At 55.0% G+C, this 24710-nt stretch carries 20 protein-coding genes and 1 pseudogene; 20 read left to right on the top strand and 1 reads right to left on the bottom strand.

Annotation, left to right across the window (positions count from 1 at the left end; genetic code table 11):
• Nucleotide 1 precedes the first annotated feature (1 nt).
• The 14 genes from C816_RS10505 to C816_RS10445 all read left to right on the top strand — a co-directional run bounded on the left by C816_RS10505 (nucleotide 2) and on the right by C816_RS10445 (nucleotide 19664).
• Entirely contained in the window at nucleotides 2–259 is a 258-nt protein-coding gene (locus C816_RS10505; protein ID WP_016322373.1) for a DUF4315 family protein, read from the top strand.
• Entirely contained in the window at nucleotides 249–971 is a 723-nt protein-coding gene (locus C816_RS10500) for a DUF4366 domain-containing protein (protein ID WP_016322372.1), read from the top strand. Before C816_RS10505 ends, C816_RS10500 begins: the two co-directional genes overlap by 11 nt.
• A complete protein-coding gene (locus tag C816_RS10495; RefSeq protein ID WP_004054605.1) occupies nucleotides 968–1162 on the top strand; it encodes a hypothetical protein in 195 nt (64 codons plus the stop codon). The genes C816_RS10500 and C816_RS10495 overlap by 4 nt, the downstream gene beginning before the upstream one ends.
• Nucleotides 1159–1857: a hypothetical protein gene (locus C816_RS10490; protein ID WP_016322371.1), complete on the top strand. Its 699-nt coding sequence runs from the start codon at nucleotides 1159–1161 to the stop codon at nucleotides 1855–1857. Before C816_RS10495 ends, C816_RS10490 begins: the two co-directional genes overlap by 4 nt.
• The gene (locus C816_RS10485) at nucleotides 1838–3937 is read left to right on the top strand and encodes a DNA topoisomerase 3 (protein WP_016322370.1); all 2100 of its coding nucleotides are present in this window, start codon (nucleotides 1838–1840) and stop codon (nucleotides 3935–3937) included. Before C816_RS10490 ends, C816_RS10485 begins: the two co-directional genes overlap by 20 nt.
• Complete coding sequence (locus C816_RS10480; protein ID WP_004054600.1) at nucleotides 3937–4218, top strand: hypothetical protein; 282 nt, start codon at nucleotides 3937–3939, stop codon at nucleotides 4216–4218. Before C816_RS10485 ends, C816_RS10480 begins: the two co-directional genes overlap by 1 nt.
• A gap of 2 nt (nucleotides 4219–4220) precedes the next feature.
• Nucleotides 4221–7319 (top strand): LPD28 domain-containing protein, encoded by a 3099-nt coding sequence (locus C816_RS10475; RefSeq protein WP_016322369.1) that lies wholly within the window; start codon nucleotides 4221–4223, stop codon nucleotides 7317–7319.
• A gap of 1 nt (nucleotide 7320) precedes the next feature.
• Complete coding sequence (locus tag C816_RS10470; protein ID WP_016220730.1) at nucleotides 7321–7536, top strand: transposon-transfer assisting family protein; 216 nt, start codon at nucleotides 7321–7323, stop codon at nucleotides 7534–7536.
• A gap of 848 nt (nucleotides 7537–8384) precedes the next feature.
• Nucleotides 8385–8741: a TnpV protein gene (locus C816_RS24890; RefSeq protein ID WP_242832182.1), complete on the top strand. Its 357-nt coding sequence runs from the start codon at nucleotides 8385–8387 to the stop codon at nucleotides 8739–8741.
• A 59-nt stretch (nucleotides 8742–8800) separates the two neighbouring features.
• Complete coding sequence (locus tag C816_RS10465; protein WP_242832181.1) at nucleotides 8801–16516, top strand: SNF2-related protein; 7716 nt, start codon at nucleotides 8801–8803, stop codon at nucleotides 16514–16516.
• A 1-nt stretch (nucleotide 16517) separates the two neighbouring features.
• Nucleotides 16518–17324 carry a DUF3848 domain-containing protein gene (locus tag C816_RS10460; RefSeq protein WP_016322367.1) on the top strand — a complete coding sequence of 269 codons (807 nt, stop codon included), beginning with the start codon at nucleotides 16518–16520 and terminating at the stop codon, nucleotides 17322–17324.
• A complete protein-coding gene (gene mobC / locus C816_RS10455) occupies nucleotides 17321–17665 on the top strand; it encodes a plasmid mobilization protein (RefSeq protein WP_004070769.1) in 345 nt (114 codons plus the stop codon). The genes C816_RS10460 and mobC overlap by 4 nt, the downstream gene beginning before the upstream one ends.
• A 149-nt stretch (nucleotides 17666–17814) precedes the next feature.
• On the top strand, nucleotides 17815–18129 hold the full coding sequence (locus C816_RS10450; RefSeq protein ID WP_016322366.1) for a hypothetical protein: 315 nt from the start codon (nucleotides 17815–17817) through the stop codon (nucleotides 18127–18129).
• 116 nt (nucleotides 18130–18245) lie between these two features.
• A complete protein-coding gene (locus C816_RS10445; RefSeq protein ID WP_016322365.1) occupies nucleotides 18246–19664 on the top strand; it encodes a relaxase/mobilization nuclease domain-containing protein in 1419 nt (472 codons plus the stop codon).
• Nucleotides 19665–19906: 242 nt separating this feature from the next.
• Here the strand turns inward: C816_RS10445 and C816_RS10440 are convergent, their stop codons facing one another.
• Complete coding sequence (locus tag C816_RS10440; RefSeq protein ID WP_004070777.1) at nucleotides 19907–20263, bottom strand: helix-turn-helix domain-containing protein; 357 nt, start codon at nucleotides 20261–20263, stop codon at nucleotides 19907–19909.
• Between the two features lie 238 nt (nucleotides 20264–20501).
• Here C816_RS10440 and C816_RS10435 point away from each other — a divergent pair, with 238 nt between their 5' ends.
• The 6 genes and pseudogenes from C816_RS10435 to C816_RS10415 form a co-directional block, all read left to right on the top strand.
• Nucleotides 20502–21194 (top strand): response regulator transcription factor, encoded by a 693-nt coding sequence (locus tag C816_RS10435; RefSeq protein ID WP_016322364.1) that lies wholly within the window; start codon nucleotides 20502–20504, stop codon nucleotides 21192–21194.
• Complete coding sequence (locus C816_RS10430; RefSeq protein WP_016316886.1) at nucleotides 21191–22222, top strand: sensor histidine kinase; 1032 nt, start codon at nucleotides 21191–21193, stop codon at nucleotides 22220–22222. The genes C816_RS10435 and C816_RS10430 overlap by 4 nt, the downstream gene beginning before the upstream one ends.
• 123 nt (nucleotides 22223–22345) lie before the next feature.
• Complete coding sequence (locus tag C816_RS10425; protein WP_016316885.1) at nucleotides 22346–22756, top strand: ester cyclase; 411 nt, start codon at nucleotides 22346–22348, stop codon at nucleotides 22754–22756.
• A gap of 12 nt (nucleotides 22757–22768) precedes the next feature.
• Nucleotides 22769–22972 carry a hypothetical protein gene (locus tag C816_RS24275; protein ID WP_162288734.1) on the top strand — a complete coding sequence of 68 codons (204 nt, stop codon included), beginning with the start codon at nucleotides 22769–22771 and terminating at the stop codon, nucleotides 22970–22972.
• Nucleotides 22973–23152: 180 nt separating this feature from the next.
• Entirely contained in the window at nucleotides 23153–23818 is a 666-nt protein-coding gene (locus tag C816_RS10420) for an ABC transporter ATP-binding protein (RefSeq protein WP_016322361.1), read from the top strand.
• A gap of 14 nt (nucleotides 23819–23832) precedes the next feature.
• Nucleotides 23833–24710, top strand: a pseudogene (locus tag C816_RS10415) (ABC transporter permease); the annotation flags it as partial.

Below are 24710 nucleotides of genomic sequence, written 5' to 3'. Positions count from 1 at the left end.
GATGGCAACGAACAAAATCGACCGGATTGACCGGGAGATCGCAAAGACCCGCGAAAAGCTGGCGGAATACCAGAACAAGCTGCGGGAATTGGAGGCGCAGAAAACCGAGGCGGAGAACCTGCAAATCGTCCAGCTGGTGCGGGCGGTCCGCATGACCCCGCAGGAGCTGAACGCGCTGCTGTCCGGCGGCGGGATTCCCGGCGTGGGAACGCCTGCACCCGATACCCAGGAAAAGGAGGAAAATCACGATGAAATCTAAACAGTTATTGCGGACACTGGCCGCATTTTGCACCGCCCTGGTCCTCATGGGCGGTTTTTCTGTCCCTGCCTATGCGGGCGGCGGCGGGGAACCGGCTGATGAAACCAACGATTCCAACGTACAGGTGGAGCAGCCGGAGGAAACGCCTCCCCTCACCCCGGATGGCAACGCCACCCTGGTGGACGATTACGGCGGGAACAAGCAGCTGATTACCGTTACCACCAAAAACGGCAACTACTTTTACATCCTGGTGGACCGGGATGACGAGGGAGAAAACACCGTCCATTTTCTCAACCAGGTAGACGAAGCCGACCTGATGGCGCTGATGGAGGACGGGGACAGCGAGGAGCCTCCCGCTGTTTGTAGCTGCACCGAGAAATGTCAGACAGGCGCAATCAACCGGAACTGCCCGGTCTGCGCCTTTACCATGACAAGCTGCACCGGCAAGGCGGCGGAACCGGAGGAGCCGCCTGCAATGGAGCCGGAACCGGAGAAAAAGTCCGGCATGAATCCGGCTGTCCTGCTTTTGGTTGTGGCCCTGTTAGGCGGCGGGGGCGCGCTCTACTACTTCAAGTTTATAAAGAACAAGCCGAAAACCAAAGGCCCGGACAATCTGGACGATTACGACTACGGCGATGAGGAAGATGAGCTGTGGGAATCCGAGGAGGGCGCGGAGGAGGAACCGGAGGAAAGTGAGGAAGAACCGGAATGACCCGCTTCACCGACAGCCCCTTTGAGCGCATGATGACACAGAAACCGGAGGGCAGGAAGAAAACTTCCCGCCCTCCTTCTTTACCCAAAAGCCACCCCTGCTATGGCTGCGGCAACTACGGGAGGCCCTGTGTGGGATTCTGCCACCGGGAACTGGAAAAGCAGCTGAAAGAAAGGAGAGATCGGAAATGAAGTATCTTATTTTATTTATCAAAATCATCGCTGTTTTTGACCTGTGCTGTCTGGCGGTGTATCTGGGCGGCGACATTGTTTCTGCCCTGATACGCAAACTTCGGAAAAAGCCTGCACAGAGCGATGACTTCTATGACTTTTCTATGGATGGCGACACAACTGCCCCGCTGTCCATAGATTCCATCCGCCAGCTGTACTCCGGCGATGTGGAAACTTTTGTAGGGGAAAGGCTTCTGCCGGACGCCGCAAAGACGATGGAGGCTTTAACGGAACGGGAACAGACAGCGGCCCGCCTGCTTTTATGCGCCCTGATCGGCTATCTGAAAGAAGAAGCCCGCATGGACGAGCAGAGCTTTCCGATGGTGATGGAACTGCTGAAATATATGGAGGGGGAAAAAGAGGAAGGCTGCCAGGACCCGGTGGACTGGCTGCTGGAGGACGCCAACAGCCGCGCGCACCGGCAGGAGTCCTATTACAGCGATTATCAACGCTACCAGCTGATGCAGGTGGATAAAAAACGTGTCATTCTGGCCTGCCGTATCCTCATCAATGATCTGGTAGGAAAACTGTACCGATATGATTACCGGTTCGGCTATGACCTGATGCTGACAGAGGACAACAGCATTGAGGAAAAGCTGCGTACATCTATGCGGGAAGAATGGGAGGATGAAGATTATGCGCCTTGTGATTGCTGAAAAACCGTCGGTGGCCCAAAGCCTGGCTGCTGTGATCGGAGCCAATGCCCGCAAGGACGGGTATCTGGAAGGGAACGGCTGGCGGGTCAGCTGGTGCGTGGGGCATCTGGCCGGGCTTGCCGATGCGGACAGCTATGACCCCAAGTACGCCAAGTGGCGCTATGACGATCTGCCGATCCTGCCCTCGGACTGGAAAATGAGCGTGGGCCAGGACAAGAAGAAACAGTTTGATATTCTCAAAAAGCTGCTGTGCGCCCCGGATGTGACGGAGGTGGTAAACGCCTGTGACGCGGGACGGGAGGGCGAACTGATTTTCCGCAACGTCTATGAGCTGACGGGCTGCAAAAAGCCCATGAAGCGGCTCTGGATTTCCAGCATGGAGGATTCGGCAATCCGGGAGGGCTTTGAAAACCTCCGCCCCGGCGCGGACTATGACGGTCTGCATCAGGCGGCGCTCTGCCGCGCCAAAGCCGACTGGCTGGTGGGCATCAACGCTACCCGGCTGTTTTCGGTGCTGTACCGCCGGACCCTCAACATCGGGCGGGTTATGTCCCCTACACTGGCCCTTATCGTCCAGCGGGAAGCAGAGATTGAAGCCTTCCAGCCGGAGCCGTTCTATACGGTGGCGCTGGAACTGCCCGGATTTACCGCTGTGGGGGCGCGGATGAAAGACAAAACCGCCGCGAAAGAGCTGCAAACCGCCTGCCGGGGCGGTTCTGCGGTGGTGAAGCAGGCGCAGCGGAAAGAGAAGTCCGAAAAGCCGCCCGCCCTTTATGACCTGACCACCTTACAGCGGGACGCCAACCGCCTGCTGGGGTTTACCGCCCAGCAAACGCTTGATTATCTGCAAAACCTCTATGAGAAAAAGTTGTGTACTTATCCCCGGACGGACAGCCGGTATCTGACCTCGGATATGGCGGAGGGCCTGCCGGTGCTGGTCAACCTCACCGCCAATGCCATGCCGTTCCGAAAGGGGATCGGCATTACCTGCAACCCGGAGGCGGTCATCAACGATAAGAAAGTGACCGACCACCATGCGGTGATCCCCACCCGCAATCTTCGGGATGCGGATTTGTCTGCCCTCCCTGTGGGGGAAAAAGCGGTGTTGGAGCTGGTGGCCGCAAGGCTGCTGTGCGCGGTGGCGGAACCCCATCTCTACGAGGAAACCGCCGCCACGCTGGTCTGCGCCGGTCAGGAGTTTGCCGCAAAAGGGAAAACCATTCAGCGCCCCGGCTGGCGCAGGCTGGATTCCGCTTATCACGCCGGTCTGAAAAATGCCCCGGAGCCGGAGGAAAGACCAGAGGAAAAGACACTGCCGGAACTCTCCGAGGGACAATCTTTGTCCGTTTCCAATGCCTCCGTCAAGGAGGGGAAAACCAGCCCGCCAAAGCATTTCACCGAAGATACTCTGCTGTCGGCTATGGAGAACGCCGGTAAAGAAGATATGCCGGATACCGCCGAGCGCAAGGGATTGGGTACGCCTGCCACCCGCGCCGGGATTCTGGAAAAGCTGGCCTCCACCGGTTTTCTGGAACGGAAAAAGAGCAAAAAGACGGTCCAGCTGATGCCCTCCCGCGACGCGCGTTCCCTCATTACGGTTCTGCCGGAGCAGCTGCAATCCCCGCTGCTCACCGCCGAGTGGGAGTACCGGCTGGGCGAGATTGAGCGCGGCGAGCTTTCCCCGGAGGAGTTTCTGTCCGGGATTTACGCCATGCTGCGGGAGCTGGCGGCAACCTATCAGGTGGTTAAGGGGACCGAGTACCTGTTCTCCCCGCCCCGCGAAGCAGTAGGCAGATGCCCCCGGTGCGGCGGTGAGGTTACAGAATCGCAAAAGGGATTTTTCTGCCAAAGTGAAACTTGCAGATTTGCCATCTGGAAAGACAGCAAGTGGTGGAGCGCCAAGAAGAAACAGCCCACCAAGGCCATTGTCGCGGCCCTCTTAAAAGACGGGCGGGCAAGGCTCACCGGCTGCTACTCGGAAAAAACCGGAAAAACCTATGACGCGGATGTGCTTTTGGAGGATACCGGCGAGTATGTGAACTTCAAGCTGGACTTTGGCCAGCGGAAAGGAGGCTCGTGATGAAGCTGTCGCTGCTGGAACAGGAAACGGTTCTCCTTTATAACCAGGCCGAGTCTGCGGCAGAGGTCTATACCCATGACCCCAAGCTGATGAAGAAGCTGGAGCAGCTGGCGGAAAAATACCCGGAGCAGATCATCAAGAAGGACGCCCACAACTTCATTGTCCCCAAACGCTGTGTATCGGTCCGGGAGCCGTACAGCGAAAAGCGGCGCAAAGCCGCCAGTGAGCGGGCCAGGGCCGCAGGCTATAAGCCGCCGTTGAAATCCTCCTCCGGTCAATAAGCATGGGCGGGAATGTCTTTGAAACGGTAAAGCAGTCCATCAGTACCAGAGAAGCGGCGGAACACTATGGAATCGAGGTAAAGCGGAACGGCATGGCCTGCTGTCCTTTCCACGATGACAGGACGCCCAGCCTGAAATTAGACCGCCGCTTTCACTGTTTCGGCTGCGGGGCGGACGGTGATGTGATCGACTTTGCCGCCAGACTTTATAACCTCTCCCCCAAAGAGGCGGCGGAAAAACTGGCCCAGGATTTTGGCCTGCTCTATGACAGCCAGGCGCCCCCGAAGAAAACCTATGTCCGTCAAAAGTCAGAAGCGCAGAAGTTCCGGGAATCAAAGCAGCGGTGTTTCCGCGCGCTGGCAGACTACGCCCATCTGCTGCGGGGCTGGGAAACCGGCCTTGCGCCCCTGACCCCAGAGGATGAGCCGCACCCCCTTTTTGTGGAGGCGCTGCACCAAAAGGACTATGTGGAGTATCTTCTGGACTTTCTGATGGAGGATGGCAGAGAGGAACAAAAAACATGGATTGCAGAACACCTAACAAAAATCATGGATTTGGAAAGGAGAAACAAGGAAATGGCAGAGAAACCCACCAACCGGGAGCGATTGCGGGAAATCACCGAGGGCATTGAGCAGAACATCAAGGAACTGTTTGAGAGCGAAAAGTATATGCGCTATCTGTCGGTGATGTCCCGGTTCCACCGCTACTCGGTCAATAATACCATGCTGATCTATATGCAGAAGCCGGACGCGACCCTTGTGGCTGGCTATAACAAGTGGAAGAACCAGTTTGAGCGCCATGTGAAGAAGGGCGAGCGCGGCATCACCATCATCGCGCCCACCCCCTATAAGAAGAAAATCGAGGAACAGAAGCTGGACCCGGACACCCATGCACCGGTGCTGGACGCAAACGGCAGGGTGGTCATGGAGGAAAAAGAGGTGGAAATCCCGCTGTTCCGTCCGGTCAAGGTCTTTGATGTGAGCCAGACGGACGGAAAGCCCCTGCCCTCCCTGGCGGCGGACCTGTTCGGGAATGTCCGGCACTTTGAGGCGTTTATGGAGGCGCTGAAACGCTCCGCCCCGGTTCCCCTTGCGTTTGAGGAAATGGACGCAGATACGGACGGATATTTTTCTTCCATTGAGCAGCGCATCGCCATCCGCCAGGGCATGAGCGAGGTGCAGACGGTTTCCGCCGCTGTCCATGAGATCGCCCACAGCAAGCTGCACAATTTTGATGTGCCGGACAACCCGGACGCGCCCTTGTATCAGGAAGTGGAGCTGTTTGGACAGCCAGCCCTGTTCTCCAATGACCGGATTGCCCCAGACGATCTGCCGGACGGACTGTTTTGTTATGACCTGCGCGGTTCCGATGATGACCCCGGCGCGCCGGTTGCCGTAGAGGAACAGGTTATCGTCAACCACGCCGGTTCCGTCATAACCGCAAAGCCGCTGGAACTGCCGGAGCAAGGGTATCTCCCTCTGACCGATGAATCCGGCCTGGACTTTAACGGCGGCGAAAAGACCGCCCAGCGGTTTTTGCAGGACCATAAAAAGGACCGGCGCACCGAGGAGGTGGAGGCCGAGAGCATCTCTTACGCGGTCTGCCAATATTTTGGGATTCAGACCGGCGCAAACAGCTTTGGGTACATTGCGAACTGGAGCCAGGGCAAGGAGCTGAAGGAACTGCGGGCCAGCCTGGAAACCATCAACAAGACCGCCGGTACTCTGATTGCCGATATTGACCGCCATTTTCAGGAGGTCTGCAAGGAGCGCGGCATTGATCTGGAATCCGGGCCGGAGCAGGACGCCGGAAAAGAAACCATGCAGCCGGAAAACCCGCAGGCCGATACGGAGAATCAAGAGGTTTCCCCTGAACCGGAACCCTCCTGGAAAATCCCCGCCGAACTGCCGGAGCAGGACCCCTCCATGTTCCGCTATTACATTACCCAGGAATCTCTGAATGTGGGAACCTATCCTTTGATGGACGGGAAAACCATCACTGAACTGGCCGCGCCGGTAAAGGTGGAACAGGATTCCATCACTGCCTTTGGCTGTATCGACTACCCCCAGCCGCTGACCGCCGAACAGGAACGGGAATACGCCCTTTTGCCCGCCAGCCAAAACCTGCGGGCGCTGGATTCCATCGGCCATGCCGCAGAAGCCGCCCAGCTGCCCGACGCGCCGGAGCAGGCGCTGGATGAATACCCGATGCCGGACCCTTTGCTGCGGGAGGACGATCTGAAAAACTGCGGCTATCAGGACGGGGACTTGCTGCCCCTCTCCAAAGAGCGGGCGCTGGAACTGTTTGAGCAGGATTTGACGGTGTACGCGGTGGTGGACGGGGGCGGCGCGGAAATGCTCTTTGACCGGGAGGAATTTGAATCCCAGCTGCCCGGTACGGTGTTCGCCCTTTCCCGCGAGGAATGGGAGGAAAGCCCAGCCTTTGACGCACTGGTGCAGGAACGGCTGAACCGCCAGCAGGAACGGGAGCAGGCGTTTCTTTCCCATGAGGGGGACTGCTTCGCCATTTATCAGGTCAGCCGGGAGGACCCGCAGAATGTGCGGTTTATGAATCTGGATTGGCTAAAATCCCATGACATCCCCGTGGACCGGGGCAATTATGACCTGATCTACACCGCCCCGCTGGGCGGCTCCGGCACTAAAATGGAGCAGCTGGAAAAACTATATGAGCAGTTCAATCTGCAAAAGCCTGTGGATTTTCACAGCCCCTCCATGAGTGTCAGCGACATTGTTGCTGTTAAACGGGATGGCATGGTATCCTGCCATTACTGCGACAGCGTTGGTTTTACTGAGATTCCCGGATTCCTGCCGGACAACCCGCTGAAAAATGCGGAAATGTCTATGGAGGACGATTACGGCATGATTGACGGGATCATCAACAACGGCCCCAAAGAGCCGACCGTAGCCCAGCTGGAACAGCAGGCCAGAAGCGGCCAGCCGATCTCCCTGATGGATTTGGCGGATGCGGTCCACCGGGAGGAACGGGACAAGCGGAAATCGGTGGTGGAACAGCTCCACCAGCAGCCGAAGCAGGAAAGCAAAAAGACAGCGCCGAAAAAGAGCGCGGAAAGGGAGCTTTGATATGGGACACTTTACCTTTGAAGAAATGAATCTGATGTGTATTTACAACACCGGAACCCGCGCCGGACTGATGGAGAGCCTGACCGAGATGCGCGGCTATCTCTCGCCGGAGGAAACGGAGCTGATGGAACTGACCGACAGCGCCCTTCATAAGCTGCGCGCCATGACGGACGCGGAGTTTGACAGTCTGGAACTGTACCCGGACTTTGACGAATAGGAACCAACAGACCGGAGGGGCTGGCGCTGTGCCGCCCCTTCCTTTTATCCAAAACCCGAAAGGAGGGCCGAAAACAATGGCAACCAAAGCGCAGATGTACGCACAGATGGCCGACCATGCGGCGGTGCAGCTCACTTCCAGCTGGAATGAGTGGATGCGGTTTCTCGACACAGCCTCCAGGCTTTACAAATACCCCTTCCACGACCAGCTGATGATCTACGCCCAGCGCCCGGACGCTACCGCCTGCGCGGAGTATGACCTGTGGAATGACAAGATGGGCCGCTATGTCCGGCGCGGCTCCAAGGGCATCGCCCTGGTGGACGATTCCGGGGACCGGACCCGGCTGCGGTATGTCTTTGACATCTCCGACACTGGAACCCGCGAACATTCCCGCACACCCTGGCTCTGGAAGATGGAGGAACGGCATATAGATTCCATCTCCGCCATGTTGGAAAACCGGTATGAGGTGGGCGGCGATGATTTAGGCGGGCAGCTGACCGAGATCGCCCGCAGGCTGGCCGGGGAATATTGGGCGGACAACGGGCGGGACTTTCTTTACATCGTTGACGATTCCTTTTTAGAGGAGTACGATGAACTTAACATCGAAGTCCAATTCAAAGCCGCCGCCACCGTCAGCATCGCCTATTCCCTGATGTCCCGCTGTGGGCTGGCCCCGGAACAGTATTTCACCCATGAGGATTTCATGCCGGTTTTCGATTTCAACACACCGGCCACCGTTGGGGCGCTGGGAACGGCGGTCAGCCAGATCAACCAGCAGGTGCTGCGGCAGATCGGCGTCACCATCTTAAATGCGGAGCGGCAGGCCGCTCAGGAAAGGAGAACAGAACATGAAGAACAATCTGACTTACAGCCGGAACGGGGACTATCTGATTCCCGACCTGCAACTGACAGAACAGCCCGAAATGCCCCTGGGCAAGTACGGCAGGATGCGGAAAACCTACTTGAAGGAACACCGGCCCATCCTTTACAACCGTCTGCTGATGAGCGAGAAGCTGTACCCGCACCTGTTGGAGATCGACCGGACCGCGAACAGCCGGTTGGAGCAGCTGATGCCCAAACTGGCGCAGGCGGCGGGCGTGACGGAGGAACTGAAAGCCCGCGATCAGATGCAGTGGGTGGGTCTGATGAACAACTGCAAGGCCCAGGCGGAGGAGATTCTGCTGGCGGAACTTATCAACAGCTGACCTTAAACCTGTTTCTTTCCGAAGCAGAACAGATTCAGAATATTGATGAAGCAGAGAATGTGAAAGCGTCCTCTGCTTTTTCTTTTGCCCAAAAGGACATTGACCATGTGCTGCGGCTGGGCGGCAATACCGACCGTCTGCGGGAGCGCGTGACAGCTGAATTTGAAAAGCAGAAGCCGGTCCCGGAGATTGCCGCCGCCCTGCAATCCCTCTATCATGGCGGTAACGGTTTTACCACCGATGCAGGCCGTATCACAGTCTGGTATGGTGAGGACGGAATCCATCTCTCTCATGGAAAATCCGCCCGATATGATAAATCCGCACAGGTTATTTCCTGGGAGGGCGCGGCGGAGCGTATTGGCGAGCTGTTGGAATCCGGTCAATTTGCTTCCAATGTGGAGCTTGCCGAGGCGGAGGGTTATGAACGCTCCCTCCTTGCCAACAAGCTCTGGAACCTGTATCACGATTTGAGCGATGAAGCCAGAGAAGCCGGATATTTACCCAGTCTGTCAGAAATCAAGGGCAACGGGTTTCCAGAAGAATCCGCATGGCTCACTGAGCAGCTGCGTGACCCGGCTTTCCGCCAGCCCCTCACAGAAGAATACGCCGCCTTTTGGACTGCCTATACGCAAGACCGTAACTTGCTGCGTTTCCATTACCACAAGCCAAAGGAGATTTGGGAAAACCTGAAAGACCTGTCACTGCCCCGCAAAGCCTTTTCATCTGAAATGGCAGAGGTTCCTGCGGTTAAGCAGTTTATTACGGAGGATGAGATCGGCGCGGCCCTTTCTGGCGGCAGCGGTTTTGCCGGGGGCAAAGGGCGCATTTATGCCTTTTTCCAGCAGCCCCATACCGACAAGGAAAAAACCGCGTTTCTCCGGCAGGAATACGGAACCGGCGGACGCTCCCACGCACTGTCCGGTGCAACGCACAGTGGCGAAGATCACGATGGAAAGGGCCTGCGCTACCAGAAAAACGGCTGTGACGATGTACGCCTGACCTGGGATAAGGTCGTGAAGCTGGTTGCCGGCCTGATCCAAAAGGATCGTTATCTGACCGAAGCAGAACGGGAACAGTATGAGAAAATCCAGGCAGAAAAGGAACTGGCAGAGGCGGGCATTGTAGAATCACAGAGCCAGCCTGCTCCTGTCCATGAAACCGAAACAGAACCGCCCCAGCCCGCGCTGGAAGAATTGCTGGAACAGTACAAGCCGGTTGTGACCGCCGCCATCATGGAGGATACGGCATACCGCAACGCCTGCGGCCATACTGACCATGAAAACGCTGTGATTGAGGGCAACGCCGCTGTACGCCGCGCGGTTCTTGGCTCCGGTGATTTGCAGCTTCTCAAACAGTATTCGGATGTGCCGGAGTTCCGCCACCGCCTGCATCAAGAGGTGATTGCCGAAACCTATCCAAAGCTCCATGAGCTTCTGCGCCCTCTCTCCCAGGACGATATTGACGAAGCCCTCTGTGCATGGAACGGCGATATGGACAGCAAACGGGCCGTAGTCCGCTATATGAAGGAGCATGGGCGGGAAAAAGATACCGCCGCATGGCTGTCCAGGGAGTACGGCGGTCCTGAACATACAAACCTGTTTATTGTCCGCGCCGGAAGCCTCGAAGAAATGGAACTGCCCTGGCCCAAGGTACAGCGCCGGATCGCCCAGCTTATCAAAGAGGACCGCTTTTTTACAGAGGCAGAACGGGATAATCTGGACGATATAGACCCTATCGCAATCCGGGAAAATCTGGCCCAGCGCGGCATTGTAAACGGGCAGGTAGTGGAACCGGAGAAGCTGGACAATGACCCCTTTATTCAGCAGGTCATGGCTGATGTGGAACAGATTGCCGCCGATGAAGCAGAACCACGCTTTTCCGTTGTTATGACCAGCGATGCGTTTCCCGACCCGGAAGATGCGTTTGCTGTCTGGGATAATCAGACCAATGATTACTATACCGCCTCTGATGGAACGGTACGGACATTTTCAAGAGAAGAAGCTGCGGAGCAATTCCTGGCCGGGCTGGAACCACAAGAGATAAAGGCGAACCGGCAAGAGGAACCGGCACAGGAAACAGCCGCACCCGCTGCGGACGAACCGGGAACACTTCCCCGCGACCCGCTGGCATCGGCCTATGGCGTAGGGGATTTTGTTTTTCTGGAAGATACCGAGTACCGCATCACCGATTTGCAGCAGGGCTATGTCCAGCTGAATGACCCCGCGCTGGCCTACCCCGTTTACCGGACAGAAAGCAAAGAACAGTTTGAACGCGCCATCCGGCAGGACCCGCGCAACAGCGCCATCACCGACTATCTCCCCGCCGATCTGGACCAGTTTTCCCCGGATTTACGGGAGGCTCTGACCGGGGATGGCGGTTTACTGGATGGGTTGGCAAAGGAGGATATAGCGGTACTGCTCCGAAGCGGCGCAGGCAATCCGGCTGTTGCCCAGCATCTTTCCCAGCGGTTTTCGGGTACAGTGGAAACCATGCAGCTGGAAACCGGGGATACGGCAGATTACAGAACAACCGACAAAGGCATGGAAGTAGAGATTTTGCGGGAGGATGAAACGGTTCTGGCGGCGCTGTATGAAAGCTGGGAACCGGTTGCCGCCGCACTCCGCGCCCTCTACCAGCAGGAACTGGACGGATTCTCCCACGAACCGGCACAGCTAAAGGAACAGCCAGCAGAGAAACAGCCGGATTTGGGGAATCCTCCCGCACCGGAACCAGCGCCGCGAATGACTACCACCCCTGTCACCCGTTATCCGGGCGAACAGAACCACCTGCCCTATGATGTGGAGATTCATACCCTGCACATAGAGAAACCGGAACCCACCCCACCCCAGCCGACAGCCGGGAACTTCCGTATCACCGACATTCACCTGGGCGAAGGAGGGCCGAAAGCAAAATTCCGGGCCAATATGGACGCTATCAGCCTCTTAAAAGAACTGGAATTTGAAAACCGGCAGGCCACGCCGGAAGAACAGGAAACACTCTCCCGGTATGTGGGCTGGGGCGGTCTGTCAGACGCTTTTGACGAGAACAAGCCCACCTGGGCAAAGGAGTTTGCGGAACTCTACGCAACGCTGTCCCCGGAGGAATATGAAGCCGCCAAAGGGACCACCTTAAACGCCCATTACACCAGCCCTACCGTTATCCAGGCCATTTATGAAGCGGTGGGGAAAATGGGATTCCAGACCGGCAACATCCTGGAACCCTCCTGCGGCGTGGGCAATTTCTTCGGTATGCTGCCGGAGGAAATGCGGGGCAGCAAACTGTACGGCGTGGAACTGGATTCCATCACCGGGCGCATCGCAAAACAGCTCTATCCCAAAGCAGACATCACTATCGCGGGCTTTCAAACCACTGACCGGCGGGATTTTTATGATTTAGCCGTAGGAAACGTGCCGTTTGGCCAGTATTCCGTCAATGACCGGGCCTATAACAAGCTGAACTTCAACATCCACAACTACTTTTTCGCCAAATCGCTGGACCAGGTGCGTCCAGGCGGCGTCGTGGCCTTTGTCACCAGCCGCTACACGATGGATTCCAAGGATTCTACGGTGCGCCGGTATCTGGCGCAGCGGGCGGAGCTGTTGGGCGCGATCCGTCTGCCCAACAATGCGTTTAAGGCCAATGCCGGGACAGAGGTGGTATCCGACATCATTTTCCTGCAAAAACGGGACCGCCCGATTGACATTGCCCCGGACTGGACGCAGACCGGACAGACCGAAGATGATTTTACCATCAACCGCTATTTCCTGGACCACCCGGAAATGGTGCTGGGCAGGCAGGAGCCGGAAAGCACCGCTCATGGCATGGATTACACCGTAAATCCCATTGAGGGATTGGAACTTTCCGACCAGCTGCACGACGCCATAAAATATATTCGCGGAACCTACCAGGAGGCCGAACTGCCGGAGCTGGGCGAGGGGGAAGAAATTGATACTTCTATCCCCGCTGACCCTGATGTAAAAAACTATTCCTATACCGTTGTGGACGGTGCGGTGTACTATCGGGAAAACAGCCGCATGGTGCGCCCCGACTTAAACGCCACCGCCGAGGCCCGCGTAAAAGGGCTGGTGGAACTGCGGGACTGTGTGCAGAAGCTCATCGCACAGCAGATGGACAGCTTTGTTTCGGATGCGGCAATCCGTGAAACCCAGGCCGAATTGAACCGGCTCTATGACGCATTTTCCGCAAAATACGGCCTTATCAATGACCGGGGGAACCGGCTGGCCTTTGCCGATGATTCCAGCTATTATCTGCTCTGCGCGCTGGAAGTCATTGACGATAACAAACATCTGAAGCAAAAGGCGGATATGTTCACCAAGCGCACCATCAAGCCCCATCAGGCTGTTACCTCGGTAGATACCGCCAGTGAAGCCCTGGCTGTTTCCATCGCGGAAAAGGCCGAGGTGGATATGGCGTACATGGCCGAACTGAGCGGCAAAACCCAGGAGGAATTGGCGCAGGAACTGCGGGGCGTGATCTTCCGTCTGCCCGGACCATTGGCGGAGGGGGAAACGCCCCGTTATGTGACAGCGGATGAATACCTCTCCGGCAACGTGCGCCGGAAACTGCGGCAGGCACAGCGGGCGGCAGACAAAGACCCCGCCTTTTCTGTCAATGTGGAGGCGCTCACCGCCGCCCAGCCCAAGGATTTGGACGCATCGGAAATCGAGGTGCGCCTGGGCGCTACCTGGATTGACAAAGACTACATCCAGCAATTCATGTACGAAACCTTCCACACCCCCTACTATCTGCAAAGGCAGATCGAGGTCAAGTATGCCTCCTACACCGCCGAGTGGCAGATCACCGGCAAAAACGCCGTTGGGTACGGCGATGTAGCCGCCAACACCACCTACGGAACCGACCGGGCCAACGCCTACAAGATTCTGGAGGACAGCTTAAACCTGCGGGATGTCCGCATCTATGACACCGTTGAGGACGCCGAGGGGCGGGAGCGCCGGGTACTCAACGCCAAAGAAACCACCCTTGCCGCCCAGAAGCAGATGGCGATCCGGGAAGCCTTCCGGGACTGGATTTGGAAGGACCCACAGCGGCGGCAGACGCTGGTGCGCCAGTACAACGAGGAAATGAACAGCATCCGCCCCCGCGAGTATGACGGGCAGCATATCCGGTTTGCGGGCATGAACCCGGAAATTACGTTACGGGAACACCAGAAAAACGCCATCGCCCATGTGCTGTACGGCGGGAATACCCTGCTGGCCCATGAGGTGGGCGCGGGCAAGACCTTTGAAATGGTAGCCGCTGCGATGGAATCCAAGCGGCTGGGCCTGTGCCAGAAATCCCTCTTTGTGGTGCCGAACCACCTGACCGAGCAGTGGGCCTCTGAGTTTTTACGGCTCTACCCTTCCGCGAATATCCTTGTCACCACCAAAAAGGATTTTGAAAGCCACAACCGCAAGAAATTCTGCGCCAGAATCGCCACCGGGGACTATGACGCGGTGATTATCGGACACTCCCAGTTTGAGCGTATTCCCATCAGCCGGGAACGGCAGGAGCGCCTGCTGCGGGAGCAGATCAACGAGATCACCGACGGGATTGCCGAGGTGGAGGCCAGCGGCGGGGAACGCTTTACCGTCAAGCAGCTGGAACGCACCAAAAAATCGTTGGAGGCAAGGCTGGAAAAATTGCAGGCCGAGGGCCGCAAGGACGATGTGATTACCTTTGAGCAGCTGGGCGTGGACCGGCTGTTTGTGGACGAGAGCCACAATTATAAGAACCTCTTTTTATACACCAAAATGCGGAATGTGGCGGGGCTTTCCACCACAGACGCGCAGAAATCCTCCGATATGTTTGCCAAATGCCGCTACATGGACGAGATCACCGGCAGCCGGGGCGTTGTGTTCGCCACCGGAACGCCGGTCAGCAACAGTATGACCGAACTTTATACCATCCAACGCTACCTCCAGTATGAGCGGCTCCAGGAATTGAACATGACCCATTTCGACTGCTGGGCCAGCCGGTTCGGGGAAACGGTGACAGCCCTGGAACTGGCTCCGGAGGGGACGGGCTACCGGGCGCGGACAAGATTTTCCAAGTTCTTTAACCTGCCGGAGCTGATGAACCTGTTCAAAGAGGTGGCGGACATCAAGACCGCCGACCAGCTGGACCTGCCCACCCCGGAGGTGGAATACCACAACGTCGTGGCAAAGCCCACCGAACACCAGCAGGATATGGTGAAGGCCCTCTCCGAGCGCGCCGCCAAAGTCCATTCGGGGACCGTTGACCCATCAACCGACAATATGCTGAAAATCACCTCGGATGGCCGAAAGCTGGGGCTGGACCAGCGCATTATCAACCCCATGCTGCCGGACGAACCCGGCACAAAAGTCAACCAGTGCGTGGACAATATCCTGCAAATCTGGCGGGACGGACAGCCGGAAAAGCTGACCCAGCTGGTGTTTTGCGACATTTCCACACCCCAGGCGGCTGGCTCCAAAAAGGTGGCCAAGACGCTGGATAACCCGATGCTTCATGCGCTGGAACAAGCAATTCCAGAGCCGGAGAACCCGCTGGCCTTTACGGTCTATGAGGACATCCGGCAGAAACTCATCGCACAGGGTATGCCCGCCAGCCAGATCGCGTTTATCCATGAGGCCAATACCGAAGTCCGCAAAAAGGAGCTGTTCTCCAAAGTCCGCTCCGGCCAGGTGCGCGTCCTGTTAGGCTCCACCCAGAAGATGGGGGCCGGGACCAACGTGCAGGATTTGCTGGTGGCCCTTCACGATCTGGACTGCCCCTGGAGGCCCGGAGATCTGGCCCAGCGAAAAGGGCGGATCGAGCGCCAGGGCAACCAGAACCCGCTGGTCCATGTTTACCGCTATGTGACCGAAGGGACCTTCGACGCATACCTCTGGCAGACGGTGGAGAACAAGCAGAAATTCATCTCCCAGATCATGACCTCAAAATCCCCGGTCCGCAGCTGTGACGATGTGGACGAAACCGCCCTGTCCTTTGCGGAGATCAAGGCCCTATGCGCCGGGGACCCCCGCATCAAGGAGCGTATGGATTTGGATGTGGAGGTATCCCGCTTAAAGCTGATGAAGGCCGACCACCAGAGCAAGCAGTACCGGCTGGAAGATCAGCTGTTAAAGCACTTCCCGGAGGAGATCGAGAAACACAAAGGCTTTATCCAGGGCTTGGAAACGGATATGGAAACCCTGGCGGCGCACCCCCACCCGACAGACGGATTTACCGGCATGGAAGTCCGGGGCGATACGCTCACCGACAAAGAGAACGCCGGAGCCGCCCTTTTGGACGCCTGCAAGGAGGTTAAAGGCTCCGAGCCGGTGCAGGTCGGCAGCTACCGGGGATTTGCTATGTTTGTAACCTTTGACGCTTTCCAGAAGGAATATATGCTCCAACTGAAAGGCAGGATGACCCACCGTACCGCCCTGGGCGCGGACCCGCGCGGCAACCTGACCCGGATTGACAACGCGCTTTCCCAGATGCCCCAGCGGTTGGAAAGCGTCAAAGTCCAGCTGGATAACCTTTACCAGCAGCAGGCCGCCGCAAAGGAGGAAGTGGGCAAAGCCTTCCCCTATGAGGAGGAATTGCGGGTCAAGAACGCCCGTCTGGTGGAGCTGGATATGGAGCTGAACATGGACAGCAAGGGGCAGTCCCGTCCAGAAGCGGCGATTGCCAAGCGCGAAAGGCCCTCGGTGCTGGAAGGGCTGAAACGCCCCATCCCGCCCCGCAGCATGGAAAAGAAACCCAAACAACAGGAACAGGAGGCAAGATAATATGAACAGCAACGAAAAGAATACGGCCCTTTATGAGAAGATGGCCGCTGAACAGGATACCTTCCGGGATTGGCTGAAAAGCCAGTCCCCGGAGGAGGTCTTAAACCATGCCTATGAGTACACCGTCCGGGAGGACATTGTGATGGCGATGGAGGAACTGGAACTCTCCGATAACCAGGCACAGGCGCTTCTGGATTCCCCCTCCCCGCTGGCTGATGTGTACCGGCATTTTGAAAAGCTGGAAACCGGCTATATGGATGTGATCCGGGAAAGCATTGAGGAACGGGCCAATGAGATGTGCAAGGAAAAAGAGGAACAGAGAGCCGCCCCGGTCTATCCCCACTCCGCCGCCTATGCGTCCGAGCATGGGGAGATGGCGCAGTACCGCGCCTCCCTGCAAGTCAGTCTTGCCTGCAAAGAAGCCATTGAGCAGGCCATCAGCGCCCACTATGGGGATAACCGCCTGAATACCGAGGCCGCTGTCAAAGAAGTGCTGGAACAGTTCGGGCCGGAGCGTGTGCAGGTTATCCTTGCCAATACGGTGCTGAAAAAGGAGCATGACGGGCGTATCTCCCGCGATAACAAAGCCTGGGCGAAAACAATCCCCATGCCGGAGGATGGCGGCGATCCCCGCCACAGTTATGCCCTGGTGGTGGATAAGGTCAACCCCGGCCTGACCGATCTGTTTGTGAAGCAGGCGCGGAAAGTCCTTCAAGCCCCGGAAAAAGGCTCCGTCCTGGAAAAACTCAAACAGGAGCCGCCGGAACGCAAACCCGCTGCCCCTAAGAAACGGGAACCGGAACGATGAGCGCGGCAAAGCGGAAACGGGAGGTACAGGTGAATTTCCGGGTTTCCCCGGAGGAGCTTGCTCTGATCGAGCAGAAAATGTCCCAGCTTGGAACCGTCAACCGGGAAGCCTATCTGCGGAAAATGGCGCTGGACGGGTATGTGGTAAAGCTGGATTTGCCGGAACTGAAGGAGCTGGTGTCCCTGATGCGCTATTCCAGCAACAACCTGAACCAGCTGACCCGTAAAGTGCATGAAACCGGGCGGGTTTATGACGCTGACCTGGAGGATATATCCCAGCGGCAGGAACAGCTTTGGGAGGGTGTGCAGAAGATACTGGCCCAGCTTTCCAAGCTCTCCTGACCGGATAGTTTGCTCCATCTGCGGAGGGAGGAACGGCGTTCTTCGCCGCGCCTTCCTCCGTTTTTTCTTTTTGACGGTAAACTTGCCGGATGTGCCGGAATCATGGATAATAGCGGCAGAACAGGGTTTTACGAAAGGAGTGGACTGCTATGATGTCATTTGAACAGGTGATAGACATTTTTGGGGACTATCTGGCATTGGATACAGAAATGGAAGTCTGCAAAAGCCGGTATGGGTATATCCGGGTGGAGTTTCATGGGACAGGGGAATTACCCGGCTATTGCAGCGGCATGGTCTGCCGTACCCCAAAGGAGCTTTTTGACCTTCTGCTTTCCGATTATGAAAGCTATCTGGAAATCCAGCGGACAAAGGGACGCAGGAATGTGACGGAGGAAGATAAAAACGAAATTGCCGCACTGTGCCAATCCCGTTTGGAGAGGTGGGAAAAAGGAAACGCCAGATAGCTTTGGGTGATTTACTTTTGGCATGAAACAGGATAATCCGATATAAAAATGTTGAATAAAAAGAAACAAGCGGTCTGCATATGCAGGCCGTTTTGTTATGAAGGGAGGATTCCATCATGGCAACCACACGCATCATGCCGCTGCACATTGGCAAAGGCCGCACCGAAAGTCAGGCGGTCAGTGACATTATCGACTATGTATCCAACCCGCAAAAGACAGATAACGGCAGGCTCGTCACCGGCTTTGCGTGTGACAGCCGGGTAGCCGACGCCGAGTTTCTGCTGGCAAAACGGGAGTACATTTCCACCACCGGACGGGTACGCGGCGAGGACGATGTGCTGGCCTACCATGTCCGGCAGTCCTTTGTCCCCGGTGAGATCACCCCGGAAGAAGCCAACCGGCTGGGCGTGGAGTTTGCAAAGCGGTTCACCAAGGGCAGTCACGCCTTTGTGGTCTGTACCCATATCGACAAGTCCCATATCCATAACCACATCATCTGGAACGCGGTCAATCTGAACTGTGACCGGAAATTCCGAAACTTTTGGGGCAGTACCCGCGCGGTCCGGCGGCTCAACGATACCATCTGTGTTGAGAACGGCTATTCCATTGTAGAGGACCCAAAACCGCATGGAAAAAGCTATAACAAGTGGCTGGGGGATCAGGCGAAGCCCTCCCACCGGGAACAGCTCCGCGTGATGATTGACCAGGCATTAGAACAGAAACCGGCAGACTTTGACGGGCTGTTAAAGCTGCTTGCGGAAATGGGTTGTGAGGTGTCACGCCGGGGACAGGCAATCCGGCTCAAAGCCCCCGGCTGGAAGAATGTTGCCCGCATGGATGAAAAGCTGGGACAAGGGTACAGCGAAGATGAAATACGGGCGGTCCTTGCCGGAGAAAAGCAGCATACGCCCCGCAGAAAAGACGCGGTTTCAACTCCCACTCCCAAGGTCAATCTTCTGGTGGATATTCAGGCAAAATTGCAGGCCGGAAAAGGCGCTGGCTACGCGCGCTGGGCAAAGGTATTCAATCTGAAACAGATGGCGCAGACAATGAACTACCTCACCGAGCATGGCCTGCTGGAATATGCAGTCTTGGAAGAAAAAGCGGCGGCTGCTACCACCCGCCACAATGAGCTGTCGGCGCAGATCAAGGCGGCGGAAACCCGCATGGCGGAGATAGCCGTACTGCGGACCCACATCATCAATTACGCCAAGACCCGCGAGGTCTATGCGGCCTACCGCAAGGCGGGATATTCCAAGAAATTTTTAGCGGAACATGAAGCGGATATTCTGCTCCACAAGGCGGCAAAACAGGCATTTGACGATTTGGGTATCAAGAAGCTGCCCACCGTCAAGAGCTTGCAGGCCGAGTACGCAACATTGTTGGAAGGAAAGAAAAAAGACTATGCCGAGTACCGGCGTTCCCGCGAGGAAATGCGGGAACTGCTGGCCGCAAAAGCCAACGTGGACCGGCTGATGGGATATGGGGAGGAACGCCAGAATGACCGGGAAAAGGAACAGGGGCAGGATCGCTGACGCGCCTGTTTTTTCGCATTTTCTCACCGCCGCAGGCCGGTAAAAAGCGTTCCGCAGGAACGCGCAGCCACAGAATGAAATTCTGTGTTCAAAGGGGCTTGGGGAATCCCCAACAAGCAGCGCCAGGAGCCGGATGGCTATCCTGGGGCATTGCTTGCCACGGTTATCCCGGAACGGGATAACCTTCTTTTTCTCGAAAAAGAACAAAGCCGGTGAGGAATTTGTTAAATTCACTCACCGGCTCAATTCGTTTCAAATTTCTCGGATAGTTCGGTTAGTTCTTTCATGGTTTCCTGCGTATGGTGCAAGAGGGTTTCACGCATTTCTGACGGGCAGCTGCAATACAGCATCTTCATCTGACCGGCTCCCTCATCTTCCGGGGAAACATCCGGATTGATTAAAGAATCCAGAGAAATCGGCAGTACCTTTGCCAGTGCCTTCAAAATCAAAAAGGACGGATTCATCTGCCCTTTTTCAATCTTGGCAATCTGCTTGACAGATACATGGCTCAAATCAGAAAGCTCCTGCTGTGTCAGGCTTTTTCCTTTTCGGGCTTCCCGCATTTTTTGCCCTAAAGCGGTTAAATCATCAATCGGCATAATCATTCACCTCGAATATATTCTATCGTGCCGATTTACACAAAGGAATAACCTTATTATGCCGACTAACAGGTATGATTATGCTGTTTTTTTAGTGAGATATAAACGCTATCCTTGTATCACTAACCAAATCAAATTATAATAGAGGTGGATATTTTTTTGAAAAAATCCGTCCGCTGTAACATTTCGCGGACATTTGCCTGTTATACTATCTGCAAAAAGCAAAGGAAGTGAGGATATGAAGCAGATTTTAATTGTCGAGGACGACAGTTTTTTGAATAAGATGTTGGCCTATAACCTGACCGCAGACGGGTACGGCGTGACTTCTGCCCTAAACGCCAGAACCGCAGCCAACGCCATCCGCCAGCGGGAATTTGACTTAGTGCTGCTGGACATCAACCTGCCAGACGGGAACGGTTTTGAGCTGTGCAAACTGATAAAGCCCCAGCACCCGGACACCATCGTGATTTTCCTGACCGCCAACGATCAGGAGAGCGACCAGATACGGGGCTATGAGGTGGGCGCGGTGGACTACATCACAAAGCCCTTTGTGATCGGGGCCTTGCAGCGGAAAATCAAAGCCATGTTTGCCATGCTGGAACACCACAAACCGGCCAAGGACATTTACGACGACGGGCGGCTGTTTCTGGACTTCTCGGAGCAGACGGCTTCCCTAAACGGCAAGCCCCTGACCCTATCCCCGATGGAGTATAAAATGTTGAACCTGTTCCGTAAAAATCCCCGGCAAGTGCTGACCCGTGGGCAGCTTTTGGAAAAGCTGTGGGATATAGACGAAAGGTTTGTGGACGAACACACCCTGACAACCTCCATCAGCCGGATTCGCAGCAAGATCGAATCCGGCGGCGGCGCCCCCTACATCAAGACTGTTTACGGTATGGGCTATCAATGGACGGGAGGCGAGGCAAAATGAAGTTTCAAAACCTTTCGGTAAAGCGGCTGTTTGACCGGGTTGCAATAGGACTTGTCCTCTCCATGTCCGGGATCACCATAGCCATGTCTCTTGTAACAAAACAGACGGCGGTGCTGCTAACGGGCGGGGCGCTGCTGCTGTGCGCCCTTGTGGGGATTTTTGTACTGACGCAGGCGTTTGGAAAACGGCTGTCGCAGTTTACCACAGACCTGTGCCAAACCTTAGACCACATGATTGCTGGGAATGAAGCGCCAAAGCGCCCGGAGGACAGCGAAACCCAGCTTGCCAGAATCGGACACCGGCTGGCAAGACTTTACCAGATCATGCAGGAGAACCGTCGCAAGGTGGACGAGGAACGGCAGGAGTTACAGACCCTTGTATCGGATATTTCCCATCAGGTAAAAACGCCGGTAAGCAATCTGAAAATGGCGACGGACACCCTGCTGGAAAAGCCCATGACAGAGGCAGAGCGCACAGACTTTATCCGGGGAATCCGCAGCCAGACGGATAAGCTGGACTTTCTCTTTCAAGCTCTTGTGAAAACCTCCCGGCTGGAAACGGGCGTGATCCAGTTGGATAAGAAACCGGGACGCCTCTTTGATACCGTGGCACAGGCCATGAGTGGGATCGTGTATGCGGCCGAGAAAAAGGAAATCGCCGTGTCCGTAGACTGCCCGGAGGATTTGACCGTTTCCCATGACAGTAAGTGGACATCCGAAGCCCTCTTTAACTTGCTGGACAATGCGGTGAAGTACACCCCGGCAGGCGGGGAAATCGCTGTGTCGGTGGTACTGTGGGAAATGTATGTGGAGATCAAAGTGGCCGACACCGGCAAGGGCATTTCGGAAAGCAATCAGGCCGCCATCTTCCGGCGCTTCTATCGTGAGGAAGAAGTACACGAACAACAGGGGGTTGGCATTGGCCTTTATCTGGCCCGCGAGATCATAACGCGGCAGGGCGGCTATATCAAAGTGGTTTCGGAGCCAGGCAGAGGTTCGGAATTTTCCATTATGTTGCCTACAAAATGAAAGTAAATGAGCGAGGTGTCTGTATTATGAATAAACGAGAAAAAGCAATCCAACTGTGGTTTGAATTGATAATATTTTTACAGAAGATGCACTGCAATTCAAAAATGGAGGATTAGGATATAGATGGAAAACAAACAAATTGTAAAGAATTTCTATGAATTGGTTGTATCAAAAAACTCGTTGCAAGAACTCTACCAGTATATATCGAAAGACTGCCGCCTTAATATTGGTAATGAAAAAATACCATTTGGATTAGAAGGTATGAGAGAACATCTTGTTGCTATAAAAAAGACTTACCCGGATTATACGATAAAAATATTACGGCAATTTTCTGATGGCGATTATGTAATATCTGAAATTCTTATGGAAGGTACACATGAAGGGGAATGGATGGGAATAAAGCCGACACATAAAAAACTGGTATTTACTGGTGTTAATATTGACAAAGTAATAAACGGCAAAATAGTAGAGCATGGCGGCTCCGTTAATACATTTGAAACATTGCTTGAGCATGACTTAATTAGGCCCGTATAAGGACGTAAAAATATGATGTATCGTACAGAATCATTAGAAAAAATTACCGTTAAAAATGTAATTAAGAGAATCAACACAAAAATAGAGGAAATGGAAAAACAAAGTTATCGGCTTGTTACAATATTGTTTTGGGGCACAGAAAAACCGTATTGTTTTCAAAAAGGGGTTGGAAGGCAGCTTGCCTTGAACTGCTGCTGTCTTTCAAGTTCAGTATAATAGAATGCGGCGGACGGCCATTCCCGGCTGCCCGCCGAAAATTTTTTTGAAATGTCCGAGTATTGTAACATTTCACCCAGATTTTCAATGAAATTTTTTGGCCGCTGTAACATTTCGCGGACATTTGGGTTTTACAATAACCTTATCAACAGGCAGAAAGCCTTGAAAGGGGTTTTGAGTATGAGCATTTTACAGACGATTGATCTGAAAAAGTATTACGGCACAGAGCCGAACATTACCCGCGCCCTTGATGGCGTGAACTTCTCTGTGAACGAGGGCGCGTTTGTGGCCGTTGTGGGAACTTCCGGCAGCGGCAAGTCCACCCTGCTTCACATGATGGGCGGGCTGGACACCCCCACCAGCGGAACCGTGACTGTCCGGGGCGAAGAACTGGCAAAGAAGAACGACGAACAGCTTACCATCTTCCGTCGCCGCAACATCGGCTTTATCTTCCAGAACTATAACCTTGTTCCCATCCTGAATGTGTATGAGAATATCGTCCTGCCGGTGGAGCTGGACGGGGACACGGTGGATCAGAAGTTTTTGGACGAGATCGTTCACCTGCTGGGGCTGGAAGATAAACTGAAAAATATGCCAAACAATCTTTCCGGCGGACAGCAGCAGCGTGTGGCGATTGCCCGCGCCCTGATTACCAAACCGGCCATTGTGCTGGCCGACGAGCCGACCGGCAACCTTGACAGTAAGACCAGCGCCGAGGTGCTGGGGCTTATCAAACGCACCAGTGCGGAGTTCCGGCAAACTGTCGTAATGATTACCCACAACAATGACATTGCCCGCCTTGCAGATCGGATTATCCGCATTGAGGATGGCAAGATTGTGGAATAAGGAGGTGGCAGGCTATGACATGGCCTTTTGAAAATGATACCAGCGCCATTACAAAGAAGCTGGCAAAGAAAAGTTTACAAAGCGAGAAGCGCCGGAATCTGATGGTGGTGATCGCCGTTGCGCTGGCGGCATTTCTGATCTGCTTTACGGGAATTGTATCTACTTCCCTGACACAAATGCAGCGTAATCAGGTTGTCGATACTTATGAGGCGGTCTGGCTGGGCGTAGAGGAAAACGACATTGAAACCCTGAAAGGACTGCCGGAGTTTGAGCGCGTAGGCGGCTACTATATGCTGGGTGAGGAACTTTCGGAACAAGGCTATCATGCGTCCTATGTGTATTGCGACGCGCAAATGATGGAGATTACCAAGGCACAGATGAAGTTGTTAGAGGGCCGGGTTCCTGAAAAAGCAAATGAAGTTGTCGTAAGCGAATACTTTCTTTCCACCTATGGAAACAATGCCAAGATCGGGGATACTGTGACCTTAGATACCGAGAGTTTTCATGGTGATTATGTCGTTACCGGCATTATGGACAGCGTAAATGAAAAAGAAGCGAATACCTGCGCTATCATTCTTTCCAACGCTGCCCTGACAGAATGGAAAGGGTTTGACCCGACTGGCTATCGCGCCTATGTCCATTTCAAAAACAGCGACCAGTTGGGCGAAGAACTGATAACTTCTTATTGCAGGGAGATTACAGAGGAATATCAGCTTCCTAATCTCCGCATGAACAACAGGTATTTTACTTATGTTTCTAAGTCCTTTAATTTTGCACTGATGGCTGGCGTGATTGCCATTGTTCTGATCGGCGGCTATATTGTGATCCAGAGTATCTTCCGTATCTCCATCAATGACAAAATCCAGAGCTACGGGCAGCTTCGGACGATTGG

The organism is Oscillibacter sp. 1-3 (genome assembly GCF_000403435.2).
Taxonomy (GTDB): domain Bacteria; phylum Bacillota; class Clostridia; order Oscillospirales; family Oscillospiraceae; genus Oscillibacter.
The sequence above is the reverse complement of the archived record's forward strand: the minus strand, read 5'-3'. Positions and strand labels throughout refer to the sequence as shown.